Source organism: Nostoc sp. FACHB-152, assembly GCF_014697475.1.
Taxonomy (GTDB): domain Bacteria; phylum Cyanobacteriota; class Cyanobacteriia; order Cyanobacteriales; family Nostocaceae; genus Nostoc_B.
Window position 1 is genome coordinate 1 of record NZ_JACJRV010000053.1, and the last position, 17,785, is coordinate 17,785.

At 39.2% G+C, this 17,785-nt stretch carries 14 protein-coding genes; 6 read left to right on the forward strand and 8 right to left on the reverse strand.

Annotated features, from left to right (window positions below; translation table 11 throughout):
- Window positions 1-71 precede the first annotated feature (71 nt).
- The 3 genes from H6G76_RS37275 to acsF form a co-directional block, all read right to left on the reverse strand.
- Complete coding sequence (locus H6G76_RS37275) at window positions 72-353, reverse strand: hypothetical protein (RefSeq protein ID WP_242056513.1); 282 nt, start codon at window positions 351-353, stop codon at window positions 72-74.
- A gap of 2 nt (window positions 354-355) precedes the next feature.
- Window positions 356-1,426, reverse strand: coding sequence for a DNA cytosine methyltransferase (locus H6G76_RS25270; protein WP_242056514.1), 1,071 nt, complete (start codon window positions 1,424-1,426; stop codon window positions 356-358).
- A gap of 484 nt (window positions 1,427-1,910) precedes the next feature.
- Window positions 1,911-2,987 (reverse strand): magnesium-protoporphyrin IX monomethyl ester (oxidative) cyclase, encoded by a 1,077-nt coding sequence (acsF, locus tag H6G76_RS25275; RefSeq protein WP_190707251.1) that lies wholly within the window; start codon window positions 2,985-2,987, stop codon window positions 1,911-1,913.
- 843 nt (window positions 2,988-3,830) lie between these two features.
- Here acsF and H6G76_RS37280 point away from each other — a divergent pair.
- The gene (locus H6G76_RS37280) at window positions 3,831-4,319 is read left to right on the forward strand and encodes a TM2 domain-containing protein (RefSeq protein ID WP_313934831.1); all 489 of its coding nucleotides are present in this window, start codon (window positions 3,831-3,833) and stop codon (window positions 4,317-4,319) included.
- On the opposite strand, the gene H6G76_RS25285 is transcribed toward H6G76_RS37280, so the two are convergent.
- Window positions 4,316-4,936 carry a DUF2996 domain-containing protein gene (locus H6G76_RS25285; protein WP_190707253.1) on the reverse strand — a complete coding sequence of 207 codons (621 nt, stop codon included), beginning with the start codon at window positions 4,934-4,936 and terminating at the stop codon, window positions 4,316-4,318. The two genes, H6G76_RS37280 and H6G76_RS25285, sit on opposite strands and share 4 nt — an antisense overlap.
- A 290-nt stretch (window positions 4,937-5,226) precedes the next feature.
- The gene (locus H6G76_RS25290; RefSeq protein WP_190707379.1) at window positions 5,227-6,264 is read right to left on the reverse strand and encodes a low specificity L-threonine aldolase; all 1,038 of its coding nucleotides are present in this window, start codon (window positions 6,262-6,264) and stop codon (window positions 5,227-5,229) included.
- A gap of 288 nt (window positions 6,265-6,552) precedes the next feature.
- On the opposite strand from H6G76_RS25290, the gene H6G76_RS25295 reads away from it, so the two are divergent.
- Entirely contained in the window at window positions 6,553-6,900 is a 348-nt protein-coding gene (locus H6G76_RS25295; protein ID WP_190707256.1) for a hypothetical protein, read from the forward strand.
- A 94-nt stretch (window positions 6,901-6,994) separates the two neighbouring features.
- On the opposite strand, the gene H6G76_RS25300 is transcribed toward H6G76_RS25295, so the two are convergent.
- The 3 genes from H6G76_RS25300 to H6G76_RS37815 form a co-directional block, all read right to left on the reverse strand.
- Complete coding sequence (locus H6G76_RS25300) at window positions 6,995-7,270, reverse strand: MoaD/ThiS family protein (RefSeq protein ID WP_190707259.1); 276 nt, start codon at window positions 7,268-7,270, stop codon at window positions 6,995-6,997.
- A gap of 69 nt (window positions 7,271-7,339) precedes the next feature.
- Window positions 7,340-8,644, reverse strand: a complete 1,305-nt coding sequence (gene thrC, locus H6G76_RS25305; RefSeq protein ID WP_190707261.1) for a threonine synthase — start codon at window positions 8,642-8,644, stop codon at window positions 7,340-7,342.
- Window positions 8,641-8,772 carry a hypothetical protein gene (locus tag H6G76_RS37815; protein ID WP_277883126.1) on the reverse strand — a complete coding sequence of 44 codons (132 nt, stop codon included), beginning with the start codon at window positions 8,770-8,772 and terminating at the stop codon, window positions 8,641-8,643. Before H6G76_RS37815 ends, thrC begins: the two co-directional genes overlap by 4 nt.
- 431 nt (window positions 8,773-9,203) lie before the next feature.
- On the opposite strand from H6G76_RS37815, the gene H6G76_RS25310 reads away from it, so the two are divergent.
- The 4 genes from H6G76_RS25310 (at window position 9,204) to H6G76_RS25325 (ending at window position 17,713) form a co-directional block, all read left to right on the forward strand.
- On the forward strand, window positions 9,204-11,762 hold the full coding sequence (locus H6G76_RS25310; RefSeq protein ID WP_190707264.1) for a hypothetical protein: 2,559 nt from the start codon (window positions 9,204-9,206) through the stop codon (window positions 11,760-11,762).
- Window positions 11,763-11,786: 24 nt separating this feature from the next.
- Window positions 11,787-12,350, forward strand: coding sequence for a DUF11 domain-containing protein (locus tag H6G76_RS25315; protein WP_190707267.1), 564 nt, complete (start codon window positions 11,787-11,789; stop codon window positions 12,348-12,350).
- A 170-nt stretch (window positions 12,351-12,520) separates the two neighbouring features.
- A complete protein-coding gene (locus H6G76_RS25320) occupies window positions 12,521-14,038 on the forward strand; it encodes a DUF11 domain-containing protein (protein ID WP_190707270.1) in 1,518 nt (505 codons plus the stop codon).
- A 3-nt stretch (window positions 14,039-14,041) separates the two neighbouring features.
- Complete coding sequence (locus H6G76_RS25325; protein ID WP_190707273.1) at window positions 14,042-17,713, forward strand: TonB-dependent receptor; 3,672 nt, start codon at window positions 14,042-14,044, stop codon at window positions 17,711-17,713.
- Window positions 17,714-17,785 lie beyond the last annotated feature (72 nt).

Genomic DNA, 17,785 nt, shown 5'->3' on the forward strand with positions numbered 1-17,785 from the left:
ATTCGGTTTATAGCTTGGGTTTTCTCTATTAACCAATCTAAATTATCTAAGTTTTATTTAATTTTCTTATATTATTTTACCATAGTTACTCTGGGAGAGCCATATTTTTTATCTAAATCTCTTCCTCCAAAACCGTTTGGCAGTTCAGCTTTGTGATACCTAATATCCTGAGATGGGTGTAAAATTTTATGCACTAAAAGAGTAATTAATACAGTATAGACTGCCTTTCTTTCAAAGCATTTTTTAGCAACTTCCGCTACATAATTTTGATATTCTTCAGGTAATTGAATTTGATTAATTTCAAATTCAGATAGATTTTGATAAATTTCTAGTAGTTTTTCTCTATGATTCATTATTAAAGGGGCGATTCTAGTTGAATAGGTGACTCAATATGAGAGTTTTCATAATCATGAGAGATGACATTTTCAATATCTGAATGGTAAAAAAATTGTTTCTTAATTTGATTAGCAAGTTCATACATTACTGGTATAGCAACGGAATTACCTATTTGCTTATAACACTCTCCTAAATTACTATGGATTTTAAAACTAGTAGGGAAACCCATAATTCTATAACACTCTTTAATAGTTAATTTCCGAACAGCTTTTTCTTCAGGGATATAAATAAAAAATCTACCGGAAGTCTCTTGAGAAGGTATTGTTGGATGTACACCTTTAATAGAATATATTCTATTCGGTTGATGATGAACCCTAGATAAATGTTCTGTGTTTGGTCTAATACCTGTTTTCCAAATATTTTTATTGCGATAACCTACAAAAATTAAGCCAGATGCTTGTTGTTTTGGGTTTTCTATCATTGTGTAGTCTTGAGGATTTAAATATTCAAAATCTCCCCCAGTACACAAAAATTCTTTTAGAGTAGGAAACGGATAAGTTTTTTTGAGAAGACCAAAATCAAATTTTCTATTTTTCGTAGCAACAAATACTACTCTTTCTCTATTTTGTGGAAGTCCGAAATCTTTAGAGTTAAGTATCTCATAATTTACTACATAACCTATATCTTCCAAAGAATATAATATAGTCTCTAATGTTCTTCCTTGATTGTGATGTAATATATGCTTAACGTTTTCAAGTACAACCACAGGAGGCTTAATATATTCAATAATTTCGCAAATATGAAAAAATAGAGTACCTCTAGTATCGTGAAATCCTTTTCTTCTTCCACAAATACTAAAAGGTTGGCAAGGAAAACCAGCTGTCAAAACATCGAAGTAAGGTAAATTGTGTATATCTATCTTTCTAATATCATGTGCTGGCATATCTCCAAAATTACTAAAGTAAACTTGTCGGCAAGCTTCATTAAGTTCACAGGAGAATACACATTCATATCCGGCTTGTTCAAATGCTAATCTAAAACCTCCAATTCCAGCAAACAAATCAGCAAATTTTAGTTTTGCTTCCTCCATAAAAATTACTAAAATAATCTTCTAAACACCTGAGTAAAAAATTATAACATAAGCTTTTTTTCATACAATGATTTTTCCCTAATTTAAAACGAGACAACATAAAGTATCTACATCCAAAAAAGCTCGTTCACTGTGCTAACTCATTCAGTACGTTTTTATATTTATCACTTTTCTGTAAGCTTCCATTGCCTTTGCAAAATCAGGGTTACAAGCAGTTTGAGTATTAGAGGGAGTTTCAGTGACAAACACATTGTCTATTTGTCTCACTCTCAACTTTTGCAGAGCTTCTTTAGGTAGTATTACACCTAAAGAGTCTCTAACTCTACGAATTTTCAAGGTGTACATAAATCAATAGGCTTTTAAAAGGAGTAATACTATTGTAATCAAAACTTTTGCGTATAAATTCATAAATAAAAGACACGGCATCCTTTAAGCAGAAACCGTGCCTTTGAAATAGAATCTTTATCTTTCTTTATCTTTCTATCTAACGAGCCATTCCGTGAGCATTAGCAGCATCAATTGGCTTCATTAAGTACAATTTCAAGAACTGCCAACCATTAGAAATGTATAATGGCAACTTCTGGAAGAATTGTAAGAATTTGGGTGTGTTAGAGTTAGCGATCGCAGTCAATTTTTCGTTATTCTGAATACATAGATCTAGGCGATCGTAAAACTCAGGATTGTCAACATCCAACATTACCGGGAAGACTCTACCTGCGGTTTCATTGGTTTTCTTGATGACGTAAATATCGTATTCACGTGCATCTAAACCAATAGAGGCGTAAAAGTCTTTGCGTTGGATGTCATTAAGATACATTGTCACAAACACAGACAACAGGAAGAACCGACTCCACAGTTTGGCTTTCCAGTCATTCAGCATTTGTGGTTGCGCTCTCATGATGGCATCAAAGAAGTCACCATGACGGTTTTCATCCTGACACCAATTTTCAAAGAACCGGAAAATTGGATAAATTCTGTCTTCGGGATGCGCTTCTAAATGGCGGTAAATGGTGATGTAACGCCAGTAACCGATTTTTTCGGAAAGATAGGTAGCGTAGAAAATGAATTTTGGTTTAAAGAAGGTATAATTGCGGCTCTTTGTCAAAAACCCTAAGTCTAGAGACAAGTTAAAGTCTGACATCGCTTTGTTCAAAAAGCCAGCGTGACGTGCTTCATCCCGTGACATCAGGTTGAAACATTCTGCTAGGACGGGGCTTTTATCTTTTAAGCGGCGGCCTAACTCCTTGTACAACAAGAAGCCAGAAAATTCTGCTGTACAAGAACGCTCTAGAAATTCGATGAACAACTGGCGAGTTTCCCCGTCGATGTGATCCCAGGATTGTTCAAACTCGGCATCCCGAACGAAATGATGGCGGTTATAGTCAACGCGGAACTCTTCTAAGATGGCTCTTAACTCATCTTCGTTTACAGAGATGTCCATCCGCGCCATCTCATCAAAATCGGTAGTATAAAACCGTGGTGTTAATAAGGTTTCTTTTGCCGGGACTTTAATCCCTGGCCGTATTTCTTCAAAGCCTGGTTTTTTGAGGGAATCTACCATGTCTTGATTGCCACGAGTGTATTATCTTGATTACGCCAGAAAGCCAAAAGTAATGCTCTCATAAGGCGCAGCAAAGGACAATAATTAATTTGTATAAAATTCAGTCTACCAAGGCATAGCGGCAAACTGGTATGTGAAACGTTAAGAGTTGCAACAATACTTCAAGCTTTCGGGGATTGCACAGCCAGTGTCGGTAGTTGTGATTTGTATAGTTAGCGAACTTTAGCTCGCTTATTTCTAAGAGTAATGCTGTATCCTACCTGAAACATCTCACACAATTTTTGTCTTTTTTGCAACTAGTGATTCGTTAGAATTTTTAGAGAAGCTACAAAAGCGATAGGGCTATCAATGAGTAATCATTTGAATAAGCTGCATTTAGGCTGGGAAAGATTACAAAAAGCCGGGGATGACCCAGAATTGCTAGGTTATGCACTGGTAAGTTTTCATGGTGCTTTGGAAGACTATTTTCGAGACTGGCTGGCTACAAACCATTCTTTGCCTATAGAACAACGTCAAAGGGTACAAGACAGACAGCAAGTTCAATGGAGAGAATTAGCTGATCTCATGCAACAGTATGGCGGTTTGAGTGATGAAGCTCGTCGTACTATCTTCACCGCCAATAGGCAGCGTCAAGAGGTTGCTCATGGAAATCAATTTCAGGGAACGCGTGCAGATGTAGAAAACTACGGCAAATTTGTACAAGAACTTATAGATAATCCCTACTCGCCAACGCCTGCTTCACGAAATAGGTATGCTGCGTCTTACGAGACAAACCAAGGCATCTCTGAAGTATCCAAAGTTTTTACAACAATCAGCAATGGCATCAATCGTTTAGATAACGAGATTAATCCTACAGGAAATAACCGTTTAACTATTTCTTATCTCTTGTGTGGAGTTGGGTTTATTGGTTTGGGAGGGTTACACCGTTTATACAATGGCAAGATTGGTACAGGCTTGCTTTGGTTGTGTACAGGCGGTTTGTTTACTGTAGGGCAAATTTTTGACTTGTTTCTCTTGCCTAACATGGTAGAAGAATACGAACAAAAATTACGTGCCAAAGCTGGTATATCTTCTTTTGGTGTGCCACAGAATCAACCAGTTGTTGCTTCCCAAGTTTATCACCCCAGTGGAAATCAACTAATGATTAAACTCATAGAAGTTGCAGAAAGTCGAGGTGGTAGTCTAACTGTGACGCAAGGTGTGAAAGCAACAGGAGCCAGCTTTGCTGATGTGGAACTGGCACTTAAAGAAATGCTGAAATCAGGCTACGTAAAAATAGATAACGACCCCATTACTGGAGCCGTCACCTACTATTTTCACGAACTGGGCTAATTTCTGCCTAGCCACTTTTGGCTGTTTAAGCGTCGTACTAAGCCAAACACCAGCAAATCAAGTGTGGTTTTACGCTCGTCGATTAAAAAGGATTCCAAAGTGCTGGTTTTTTTGCCTTCATTACAAGAAAAACCCTTTTTCCCTTGAATATCTTCATCGGGGAAGTAGACATTAAACTGACGCTGACCACTTTGCCAACTGCCGATAACTTGCCAGTATTCTTCATTTGAGGAAAAACCAGCAATAGGAAGCTTCTGCTTGGCAAAAGATAATTGTAAATCTTTTACACCTTCTTCGGCGATCGCTTTTTGCAAAGCTGGTAAGTAGTCTTGCTCAATAAATTGTTGAAATGGCTTATCTTCAACAGATGGGGCTTTCTCTTTTTTCGCAGCTTTAGCGGCGGCTGGTTTATCTTCTGTAGCTGCGGCTGGTTTAGCAGCGTTGGGGTTAACTTTTGGGTTGGCTGCTTTGGGATCTGGAGTATTGGCAGTAGGTAAATCTGTCGCTACTGGTTCGCTGGTGCTGGGGGCATTTTCTTCGGCGACAGAGGGAGCTTGTTTGTCTACAGTGCTGGGAGCTACTTCTCCCGCTTGATTGTGATTGGTTTCGTCTGCCATTGCTCAGGTCAATCCTTTATCTAGCTTTCGGAGCGATCGCTCACCTTTCAGTACTAATTTATCTTGATTTTGACATAGGAGAGCTAGTTGATAGTCAAGAGTTTATCGTTCATAGTCAATAATCAATAGTCAACAGTTAAATCTCTTATGTTGATCAAGAGAAAACTTGTATTATTGAGTACTACTTATGCCAATATTTAAAATTTTAAATATTTTACTAGTGCAGCTTGACAGCAATCAGGATTGAATGAAAAAGCTAATTATAGAAACAGTTGTATCCTTGTGCTATTTTAGGCGATCGCTTCCTCAATATCCCTGATTAATTCATCCATTCTGGCTCTAGTTGTGTTCCAAGAACACATAAAACGTACTCCTCCTACACCAATAAATGTATAAAATTGCCAGTTTTTACCTTTTAATTTCTGAATAACCTCCTCAGGTAATTTTGCAAACACAGCATTGGCTTCTCGCGGAAACATAATTTCCACACCATCTATTTGTAATAATTTATTTTCTAAATATTCTGCACATTGGTTAGCGTGTCGGGCATTTTTTAGCCATGCACCAGTTTCTAACAAACCCAACCAAGGAGCCGAAATAAAACGCATTTTAGATGCTAATTGTCCGGCTTGCTTACAGCGATAATCAAAATCTTCCGCTAAGGCTTTATTAAAGAAAATAATTGCTTCTCCTAAAGCCATGCCATTTTTAGTACCACAAAAACACAGCACATCTACGCCACTTTTCCAACTAATCTCGGCAGGGCTTTTATTGGTAGCAGCAACGGCATTCGCAAATCTAGCACCATCCATATGAATCTTTAATTTATATTTATTAGCAACTTCTTTAATCGCCAAAAGCTCGTCAACAGAATATACAGTGCCTAACTCTGTTGCTTGGGTAATACTAACAACCTTAGGTTTAGGAAAATGGATATCTGTACGCTTGATAACTATCGCTTCTATATTTTTCGCTGTTAACTTGCCGTTTTCTCCGGAAGCCAAAAGTAATTTAGAACCGTTAGAAGCAAATTCAGGCGCACCACATTCATCTGTTTCTATATGGGCTGTCTCATGACAAATCACACCATGATATGACTGACATAATGCTGCTAAAGATAGAGAATTAGCTGCTGTACCGTTAAAAGTAAAAAACACCTCACAATCAATTTCAAACAATTCCCGAAAATAGTCACTTGCTTTTTGAGTCCATATATCATTCCCGTAAGCTGGCGCACTACCAAGATTAGCTTGCAGCGTATATTCTAGTGCTTCTGGGCAAATACCTGAGTAATTATCACTGGCAAACTGTTCTACATTAATACTCATATTATTTAATTCCATAACGTGAACTATATTCATGAGTTTTCTGCCATTCTAAAAAGCTCATGATTTATCACAAGTAAAAATCTAATATAACAATCCTATTTAAGTTGTGTTCAAAGAATACTTTGTAACATCAGTAGAGCTTGTTATGTCTTAGGCTAACGTACCTATGTAAATAATATAAAGATAGTTGGTGGTGCTAAATAACAAAGAACCAATTTTACATTCAAAGTTAGCAACAGTAATTGTTGGGGAATACTAGAAGACACATTATTGAGAGACAGATTAATTATGCAGTTAAGTATAGTTGAAGAAAAATTGCAAATTGAATTTACTTGGAAAGAAAAACTTTTGGCTGCTCGTTTTCACAAACTTTGGCAAATACCATTAGCTAATATTAAAAATGTGACAACAGCCAAGCCTCAAAGTACCTGGAAAGAACTACGCGCCCCCGGTACATTAATTCCTGGTGTAATTAAAGCTGGAACTTACTACACTGACCGAGGCAAAGAGTTTTGGTATGTAAATAAAGATAGCGATTATTTAAATATTGAATTACAAGATGAATCCTATGAGAGGATTATCCTGACAGTTGAGAACAATAATTACTGGCAACAACAACTTACCCAGCTTTCCTAGCTAGCTGGGCGATAGTTTTTCTCCAATGACCAGGAGAATTGAGAATATATTTTATTTTAAAAAGTCGTGTTTTACTAATCTAAATTTCACCCTATTAACCACCTGCAACAGCAGGGACAATACTTACTTCATCACCATCTTTTAATGGCGTATCTGTGCCATCTAAAAAGCGGATGTCTTCGCTATTAACATACAAATTTAAAAAGCGTCGTGGCTGCCCTTGTTCATCACACAAGCGAGATTTAATACCAGGACAATTTGCTTCTAAAGAATCGAACAACTCAGAAATACTACTACCATTACATTCTATGGTAGCTTGATTGTTTGTGAACTTTTGGAGAGCAGTGGGAACTAAAACAATTACAGACATAGTTGAAGTATGAAGTGTGAAGTATGAAGTAAAAAAAATCAGCTTTTTTAGCCTTGAGCTTTCATACCTTTAGACTAGAACTTGTTGCCATTCCAAGCGGTCAAGTGTACGAGAACGCTCTAGCGCACGTTCAAAACTATCGAGTTTAGCATCAATTGTCAATGGTTCACCAATGTAGCCTTGAACTGCTTCTTGGGTTTTCAAACCATTACCGGTAATGTAAACAACGGTAGTTTCATCTGGATCAATCTTGCCAGCTTCTACCAATTTTTTCAGCACAGCGACAGTTGTACCACCAGCTGTTTCTGTAAAGATACCTTCGGTTTCGGCTAATAGCTTGATGCCTTCAATGATTTCTGCATCGGTGACTGATTCTATATTACCGCCTGTTTTCTTAGCGATTTCGACAGCATATACACCATCTGCTGGATTACCAATTGCGATCGATTTAGCTATTGTATTTGGTTTTACGGGTTTGATGAAGTCGCGCTCTTCTTTAAATGCTTGGGCGATAGGCGAACAGCCTTCAGCTTGCGCGCCACTGAAACGTACTTGTTTACCTTCTACTAAACCAACTTCCACAAATTCTTGGAAGCCTTTATAGATTTTGGTGAATAGCGAACCAGAAGCCAGAGGTGCAACTATATGATCTGGTAGTTCCCAACCCAGTTGTTCAGCAACTTCAAAGCCTAAAGTTTTGGAACCTTCAGAATAGTAGGGACGTAGGTTGATATTTACAAAACCCCAACCATGTGTATTCGCAACTTCAGAACACAGGCGGTTAACTTGGTCGTAGTTGCCTTTGACAGCCATAAGAGTTGGGCTATAAATCAAGCTGCCTAAAACTTTTCCTGCTTCTAAGTCAGAGGGGATAAATACGCAGCAATCTAAACCTGCATGGGCAGCGATCGCTGCTGTAGAATTTGCTAAGTTGCCGGTGCTTGCACAAGATACTGTAGTAAAACCTAATTCTCTAGCGCGAGAAAGTGCCACTGATACTACCCGATCCTTGAAGCTGAGGGTGGGCATATTGACGGCATCATTTTTAATGTAAAGCTTATTTAAACCCAGGCGACGGGCAAGACGGTGAGAACGTACTAAAGGAGTCATCCCAGTTCCCACATCAATTACATTATCAGTTGCAACAGGTAAAAATTGACGATAACGCCAAATAGAATTTGGCCCTGCTTGAATTTTTTCGCGGCTAACACTCAGGCGTAAGTTGTTATAGTTGTATTTCACTTCCAACGGCCCAAAGCAAAACTCACAAACATGGCTAGCTTTGAGTTCGTATTCTGCACCACATTCCTTACACTTCAAAGCTTCTAAGGTAGCGGTGGTTGTTTGGGTATGTGTGGAGGTTGCCTGAGTCATAGCGATCGCTTTCCCTGTTTGTCCGTCAACTGTCGCTTGATAGTAGCACGGGTAAAAATACCAGTCAAACATACCCGATAAAAATTGTCGGGTATTTTGTGGCTGACTTCGTAAATACTTATTTTCATCAGTCTGAAAATAAGTATTACTGAATCCTTATGTTTTTAGTATAAAAAAACAGAAAACTTTCTTAAGTACTTACGTATTAATATTTAGTTTTTGTAAGTATGAATTTTTGACATACCAGTACTCTAACTGTTTTATAAACATATATACTTGATTTAACGTTGTTATTATTCTAATTTTGCTTTGTAACAACTAACTCATTGATATATCAGTAAATCAAACTGATTTACCTAAAAGCGTTACACCATGTTTATACGTTTTTAGATGAAATCAATAGTATTCCGGAGTAATTAAAATTGCTTTGGAATTTTTTCGTCTTGCAAAAAAAATAAGGCAATATACATCAAACCTGAATTTGAAAGATCAACTTATTACTTTGCATTGATGTTGAGTGAAATTAATCAGTCTGCACTACATAAAGCAACGGAATTAAATGAAATCTCGTTATAGTTACAAAATTAATAAGACTAAAAATCGTGTATTTTATCGAAATTTAATAGCAATAGCCATACTATCTAACGGCTGGTTTCAATTTCTCCAACCAGTCTTAGCTCAGACTACATCTACAGCTGCCGGTACAGCTATCAACAACCAAGCGACAGCCACCTACGAAGATCCTAACAATCCAAACGTACCAATTAATAGTACTTCTAACACTGTAACTGTCACCATTGCGGAAGTAGCTGGTATTTCTCTTGTAGCTGGTACACCCGTAGACAACAACGGTGGAAATCTTCAAGCAGGTGATCTCGTATATTTTCCTTTTACTATCACTAACGTTGGTAACGACCCAACCCGTTTTCAAATTCCTACCCAGGCTGGGATTACCGGCCCAGGCACAATAGGCACATTACAATACAATAACAACGGAACATGGACAGATGTTCCTGCTGGGGGCTTCACTACATCTTCTATACCTGTTAATGGTACGGTTCAAGTAAGAGTCCCCGTAACAATCAATTCAGGTGTAACATCTGGTCAACAGATTAAAGTTACTTTAGGAGAAACTAACCCGACTGAGACTGCAAGCAACTCTCCAAGAGCAGGATCTGTTAATGATACTAGAGATGTTTACACTGTTGATAATCCTGATGGTACATCTGGAGAAGTGGCAGGTACACCTGTTAACGGTGTAGTAGAAGGTAGTACCTCAGCGACAATAACTATTGATCCAAAATATTATTCTTTGGCTACGATACTCAAAACTCGTGGCGTTTATAGCAATAACAATACATCAGCAGACATCACAGACGATACCATCAACTACAACTTGAGTTTGCGTGTAGAGTCTACTGACGTTACAGGACAAAGCATCACGCCTTCGCCTTTAGCAGGTTCTAGCTTACCTGGTATTCCTGGCACAAATATCTTAGTTTCCGATGCTATTCCACTTGGGACACAACTAGCAGCAGCACCAACACCTCCCACTGGTTGGCAAGTCGTTTACTCCACTACTGCTGTCAGCACATCTGCAAATGCAGCCACTTGGACAACCACGCAACCAGCAGATTTATCTACAGTTACTCGTGTTGGTTTTATTAAACCAACTATAGATGGTGATGCGGCAACATACCTACCTGCTGATGGACAACTGACGCAATTTTCTATTCAGGTAAAAATCAGAACAGGACAGACTGCACCTTTAACCATAGCTAATATCGCTCAGGTATTCGGTAAAACACCACAAACAAATACTCCTGTACTTGATGAGTCGGGTGATGCAAATCCCAGCAACTTTGACGGGACTCCTGGTAACATGACACCTCCGCCCGATACAGATACTAATGGGGATAACGTACCAGATCAGTTACCGCGCACTGTGCCAGATGGTTATATCAACGACCCGACTGATCTTAATACAACAGGAACTGATACTGCTGGGAATAATACGGGTGATACGAATAACTCAACAGCAAACCAAGGTGGTGAAGCTAACGTATTTACAATCAGCTTGTTCTCACTCCTGAACGGGCCAAATGGTTTTCCTAGCGCAGTTGGGCCAACAAATAATAATGATGACTTTACTAATAAGTCTAGCAATGTACCGGCTAATACTACTCCGGGTTCAACATTTGATCCAAACGTAGTGAGTTTTAGTAATACTGTTAGCAATACAGGTAATCAAGCAGCTAATATCTCATTACTACCCACGCCACCAGCTAACACAGCTGATCTGCCTACAGGCACCATCGTGACAGTATCTTATAACAACGGTACTACGACAATATCAGCTACTTATACATACAACGGCACAACTTTTGCATTCACTAGTGGTACTGGTACTGTAGGAGGCAACCCAATTAGTGCAACAAACCCCATACGTATTGATGGAGTAGCTTCAAATGGTACAGCTAACTATACTGTCGTCGTTGATTTACCTGCTGGTACTCCACTTTCAACAGATACTAATATTCAACGTGGCTTCCCTGTCCCAATCACCGCATTCATTGATGGTAATAGCAATGGTTTGCTAGATGATGGAGTCACAAACATCTCTATTGATCGCGTGTATACTGGCTATTTGCAACTGATAAAACAGTCACGGATTTTATTAGGAACTGGGCCAGCAGTTCAAGGTACTGATGGCACTTTGAGTACTACACCAAAAAAACCTGCACCAGGAAACATTATTGAGTACGTTATCCAGTACAAAAATATTTCTGAATCACAACCAGCAAGTGGTAACAATAATGTGATTTTGAATGCAGGCAGTGTAGTAATAACTGAAGACGGTACTGTAGCTCCTAATAACTGGGCGAAAGATAATACACCTACCAATAATGTAATTGATACGAGCCATGTTGCTAATTCGGCTCAAGATTCTGGAGGAACAATCACATTCTTTAGTGGTGATCCTGCTACAACTCCTGCTACTAATGCCACTAGCGGTACTACTGCGACCACTGATGTCACTAAATATGTAGATACTTTGACTAATCCGGTTGCTCCTGGTGAGTCAGGAACATTTACCTTCCAACGCAAGGTTAACTAAAAGTAATTTATTAGGGTGATAAAAATGAAACAGCTTTTGATAACTGGAATAGGAACAATTTTAATCCTGGGAACCGCTTCATTTATTACTTATTTACCAGGGGTAATTCATGGATTACAATCTAACAGCGCAGTTGCACAAAATACTCAAAATAAACAGGCTTTAAAGCTAATTTTAACAGCAGAAAAGCAAGTTTTGCTCAAAGATAAACAAGGTAAGCAAAAAGTTATATGGCAAGCCTTGAAAGATAAACAAATTGTCAAACCAGGAGATATATTACGTTATACGTTAACTGGAGAAAACACAAGCGATCGCCCTTTGAAAAACATCATTCTCAATCAACCGATTTCCCAAGGTATGATTTATATTTTGAAATCTGCCAATTTTATAGGTAATGCCAAAATTACTTATAGCATTGATGGCGGACAGAGTTTTTCAGAAAATCCCACTATTAAAATTCCTCTACCTAATGGCAATGTAGAAACTAAATCTGCACCTGCAAGCGCTTATACTTCTATTCGTTTTTATACCCCAAATGTAGCAGCAAAAACTACAGTCAAAGCGACTTATCAAACTCAAGTACGTTGAAAAATCAATATAAAGAAGGATAAATCCTGAAACTCATATTTCAATATCATCCTTTTTTAGCCAACTTATTTCCTAAATCCAATTATTTTATTAAACAGATAAATCTTTAGTGATCAAAATTTAATGAAATTGAAAAATGTTTGTTTCCTACATAAAAAATATATAAATAAATGAATGTCTTGATTATTTATAAAAAAGCAAAGCAGACTATCTTTAGGAGTATTTGGTATAAGCAGTTAGCTACCACTCTTGTATTAGGAAGCTTTATAACAACAGGATTACAGCTAAAATTAACAGCACAAGAAGCCCCAACTATTATTACTAATCAAGCTAGTTATACTTATACTGATCCAAATAGTAGTTATAAATACCAAGGAATTTCTAGCCAACTACAACTAGTACCCGCTCCATTAATTAGTAAATTAGGAAAAATTTTAGGTTGTGCTGGTACAATCTTACCCGACTATACAGGTGTCTCTGTAGGACTATATGAAACTAATATCAATGATCCCACAGGAACAGAATTAGGAAAGTTAGTTGCCTTAACTCGTACAGAACTACCAGATACGCCTAATAATAAAGTTCCGCAAGGAACTGCACCAAATATCGAAAATTCTAACCCTTATTTTCTGAGTAACAACCCAGCAGGTGTTTATAATTTTCTGCTTGATGCGAATAGAGGACAAACTACCTCAGGTAAAACTTATATTTTGGTAGTCTATTCTCCACCAAATTCTATATACCAACAAAGACGGGTAAAAATTCAGATTGTTGGCAATGACCAAACTAATAACAGTGTGAAGTATATAGCTTCCTCTTTAGATGGGCAACCTTTAAATAGTACAGGTGCAACTACAGTAGAGGATACATTGTTTGCTATTTCTAACGGGGAAAGACCACAACTTAACTTATTGAGTTTGGCATTTACGACCAATTTGTGTCAGGCGCGGCAATTGCAGATTATCAAAACAGGCGATCGGGCTACAGCCGAACCAGGAGATACAGCTATTTACCGCATATCAGTGCGAAATTTGACTGATATTGGTCTAAAGAACACAGTTGTTACAGATAACTTGCCTCTGGGTTTCCAATTTATACCTAAATCGGTGCGTGGAGAGTTAGAAGGTCAAGCTATCAACATTACCACCGATCGCAATGGCAATACAATTACTTTCCGTACAGATGCGACTATCCCACCAGAAAAAATTCTGAATATTGCCTACGCTGCACAATTAACACCTGATGCACTGCGCGGTAATGGTCGTAATAGTGCGATCGCTAATGCACTCAGAATTGACAACCGTCTCAGCACTAAAGATGGCCCTGCCACTCACCAATTATTGATTCGTCCTGGAATTGTCGCTGACTGCGGCACAATTATCGGTCGTGTGTTTGAAGATAAAAACTTCGACGGTGAACAGCAAACTGGTGAACCCGGAATAGCGAATGCAGTAATTTTCCTGGAAGACGGTAATCGCATTACTACAGATCCTAACGGCTTGTTTTCTGTCGCTAATGTTCTACCCGGAAGCCATAGCGGTGTCCTCGACCTCAGCAGCATCCCTGGCTACACCCTAGCGCCCAACCGTAAATTCCGAGAACGCAATAGCCAATCTCGTTGGGTACGTCTTGAACCAGGCGGCTTAGTCAGAATGAACTTTGCTGTCACCCCCAGCAGGAGTAAATAAAGTATGAAACTTAAACTGCACAGTGCAACTATCTTTAATCTCAGGCTGATGGGTGCTGTAGCAGGTACAATCAGCTTTGTGGTCTATCCAACTGTAGTGAAAGCAGAAGCATTCATTCCTGAACCAGAAAATATTGTTCAGGAGGATTTTCAGGCTTCTACCTTGGATATTGCCCAATCTGAAACTGAGCAAAAGCTTTATCTATTTGATACATTTTTAAATGAGCCTTCTGTCAATACATCAACAGAAGCTCAAAAAGTATATGAAAAGGATTCTTCAGATTCGGATAATAGCAAACTCAATGTCGTTGAACCTCCCTTAACAAAAATCACCCTACAACCGTTCCAACCAGCAACTGATATTCAATTGCCTAAAGGGTTACAGAAAATTTCCGCCTCTGTAGACAATCAGCAAAAGCCTGCTTCGGTTCCTACAGCCATCAAAATTCTCAGCCCAGCTACTGATAGTGTAGTTGATGTGCCGGCGGCTAGTGTCAGTGTGCAATTTCCTAGTGGTAGCCCAGTAGAATTGCGGGTTAATGGTATTTTGGTAGACTCTTCTTTAATAGGAAGGACAGAAACTGATAGTAATACCAACTTAGTAACGCAGACATGGTACGGGGTTTCACTTAAAGAAGGAGAAAACCTCGTTTCTGCACAAGAGACAGGTAAAACAGAGTCATCTGTAACAGTACGGATATTAGTGCGGAGTGCGCCAACAAAACTCACGGTAGAAACAGTAGAGTCCCGTATTCCTGCTGATGGACGTTCGACTGCAACTGTGAGGGGTCAGTTAATTGATAAGAATGGCAATCTGTCTAACCACGATGCTGTTGTGACTCTGATACCTACTGCTGGAGAGTTTGTTGAGAAAGATTTCAAACCTGATGAACCGGGATTTCAGGTAGAAGCCAAAGCTGGAGAATTTACAGCAACATTACGATCGCAGTTGCAAGCGCAAACAGTGAGAATACGCGCCCTAGCGAATAATTTAGAAGCATTTACTCAATTCCAGTTTGAAACAGCGTTGCGTCCTAGTCTATTGACTGGTGTTGTAGATGTACGTCTGGGTGCTAGAGGTACAGATTATTACAGTAGTTTTCGAGATTTTATCCGTCCTGACAAAGATAAAAGCACTCAATTAGATTTTCACTCAGCTGTATTTGCTACGGGTGCGTTAGGAGAATGGTTGTTTACAGGTGCATATAACAGTTCACGCAACCTTAACGAAGATTGTAACTGTGATAATCGCCTGTTTGGAACCTACCAATTTAACGAGCAAAACTATCCAGTCTATGGTGATAGTTCCACAGTAGATGTTGTTGCACCTTCCATTGATAGTGTATTTTTGCGGTTTGAACGAACCTCGAAAATTCCTAATGCTGCTCCTGATTATTTCATGTGGGGTGATTACAACACAGAAGAGTTTGCCCACACATCTCAGCAATATACTGCTATCACCCGTCAATTGCATGGCTTTAAAGCTAACTACAACTTAGGGAATCTGCAATTCACAGGTATTTATGGCAATCATCTAGAAGGATTTCAACGAGATACAATTGCGCCTGATGGTACCAGTGGTTATTACTTCCTCTCTCGAAGGCTATTGGTTCCTGGAAGTGAAAATGTCTTTGTTGAATTAGAAGAATTGAATCGTCCTGGTACTGTACTGAATCGGAAACAACTGAATCGCGGCCCAGACTATGAAATCGACTATGATCGCGGTACGTTAATATTCCGCGAACCTATTCTGCGTACAGATATAGATAGCACTGGACAAGTCTTAGTAAGACGTATTGTTGTTAGCTATCAATACGAAAGCCAAAACTCTGACAGCAATCTATACGCAAGTCGGTTGCAATATAATCTCTCGCGTAGCTTGAACCAAGAAAGCTGGTTAGGTGCAACCTACGTCCAAGAAAATCAGGGGGCGCGTGACTTTCAACTTTACGGTGCAGATGCTCTGATTTCTTTAGGTTCTAATGGTAAGTTAATTGCTGAATATGCCCATTCTACGAATGATTCAGAAGTTATGGGTAAAGTCAGTGGTAGTGCTTACCGTTTGGAAGCTGATGGACAAATTACCAATGCTATTCAAGGACGTGCTTATTATCGTTTTGCAGATACAGGCTTTGCTAATAATGCCACAGTTAGCTTCGTCCCCGGACAAACCCGCTATGGAGCGCAATTAACAGGTAGACTTTCGACAACAACAAATCTCCGAGCGCAATACGACCACGAAGACAATTTTGGGATTGCGCCTCAACCTCTAGATACTTTTGAAGAGCTATTTGCACCACGTTCTGAAGCTATACCAGGGAGTAAAGTTGATAACTCTTTAACAACGATTTCAGCTGGGGTTCAACAACATTTAGGTAAGGCTACGGTTGACGTTGATTGGATTCATCGCCATCGAGAGGATAGGATTCCAATCAATGCTTTAACTAGTGATTCTAATCAATTGCGATCGCGTCTGGCTTTTCCTCTTGCCAAAAACCTGACCTTCGCAGCTCAAAATGAACTGACTCTATCTTCTAGTGCGGATGCTGTTTACCCAGACCGTACTATCTTAGGACTAAATTGGGCTGCAATCCCTGGTGTGAATATCAGTCTCGCCCAACAGTTTTACAGTAGTGGTCAATTAAGTGGGAATTCGATCACCAGTTTAAGTATTAATGGTGAACACAAGCTCGGCACAGATACTACTTTGACCGCTCGTTACTCAATTTTAGGAGGTGCTAACGAACTCACCACTCAAGGAGCGATTGGTCTGAATAATAATTGGACAATAGCTTCTGGTTTACGGCTGAACCTTGCTTACGAACACGTATTTGGCAGCTTCTTTAATCGCACTGCAACAGGGCGACAATATGCCCAACCTTTTACAGTCAGTCAAGCCGCTTCATCTATTGGTTTTGAGAGTGGCGATAGTTACAGTGTGGGTTTAGAATACAGTGATAACCCTGAATTTCAAGCGAGTGCGCGTTATGAGCATCGCACCTCTGCTAGTGGTTCTAATACTGTAATTTCAGCAGCAGCAACCGGGAAAATTTCGCGCTCTATTACTGCCTTAGCACGTTATCAACAGGCAAACTCTGCCAATCAAAAGCTAACAGGCTTGGGAGATACGGTAAACTTCAAGTTGGGTTTAGCCTACCGCGACCCAAGCAATGATAAATTTAATGCTTTGCTACGTTATGAATACAGAGAAAATCCCGCAATCATTCCTGACACCCTTCTTTTAGGCAGTGGTACAGGTTCTCAAGACCATACCTTTGCTTTAGAAGCTATTTATGCGCCTAACTGGAAGTGGGAATTTTATGGCAAGTATGCCTTGCGTAATAGCACTTCTTACTTAGCTAACGATTTGATAGGGACTAGTACCGTTAACTTAGGTCAACTTAGAGCTACCTATCGCTTGGGATACAAGATGGATGTAGTAGGAGAAGCACGTTGGATAGGACAATCTGATTACAGCGAAACGGGCTTTGTTATCGAAACTGGTTATTATTTATCTCCTAATCTGCGCCTAGCTGCTGGATACGCCTTTGGCAATGTTGATGACCGTGATTTTTCTGGTACACGTTCCGCAGGTGGGCCTTATTTAGGGTTGACGTTGAAACTCAACGAATTGTTTGACGGTTTTGGACAGCAAAAAATTCCACCACCACGGTAGTAGAGACGTTGCATTTGTAGAGACGTTGCAATGCAACGTCTCTACAGGGTAGAAATTTTGGAAATTTGAATA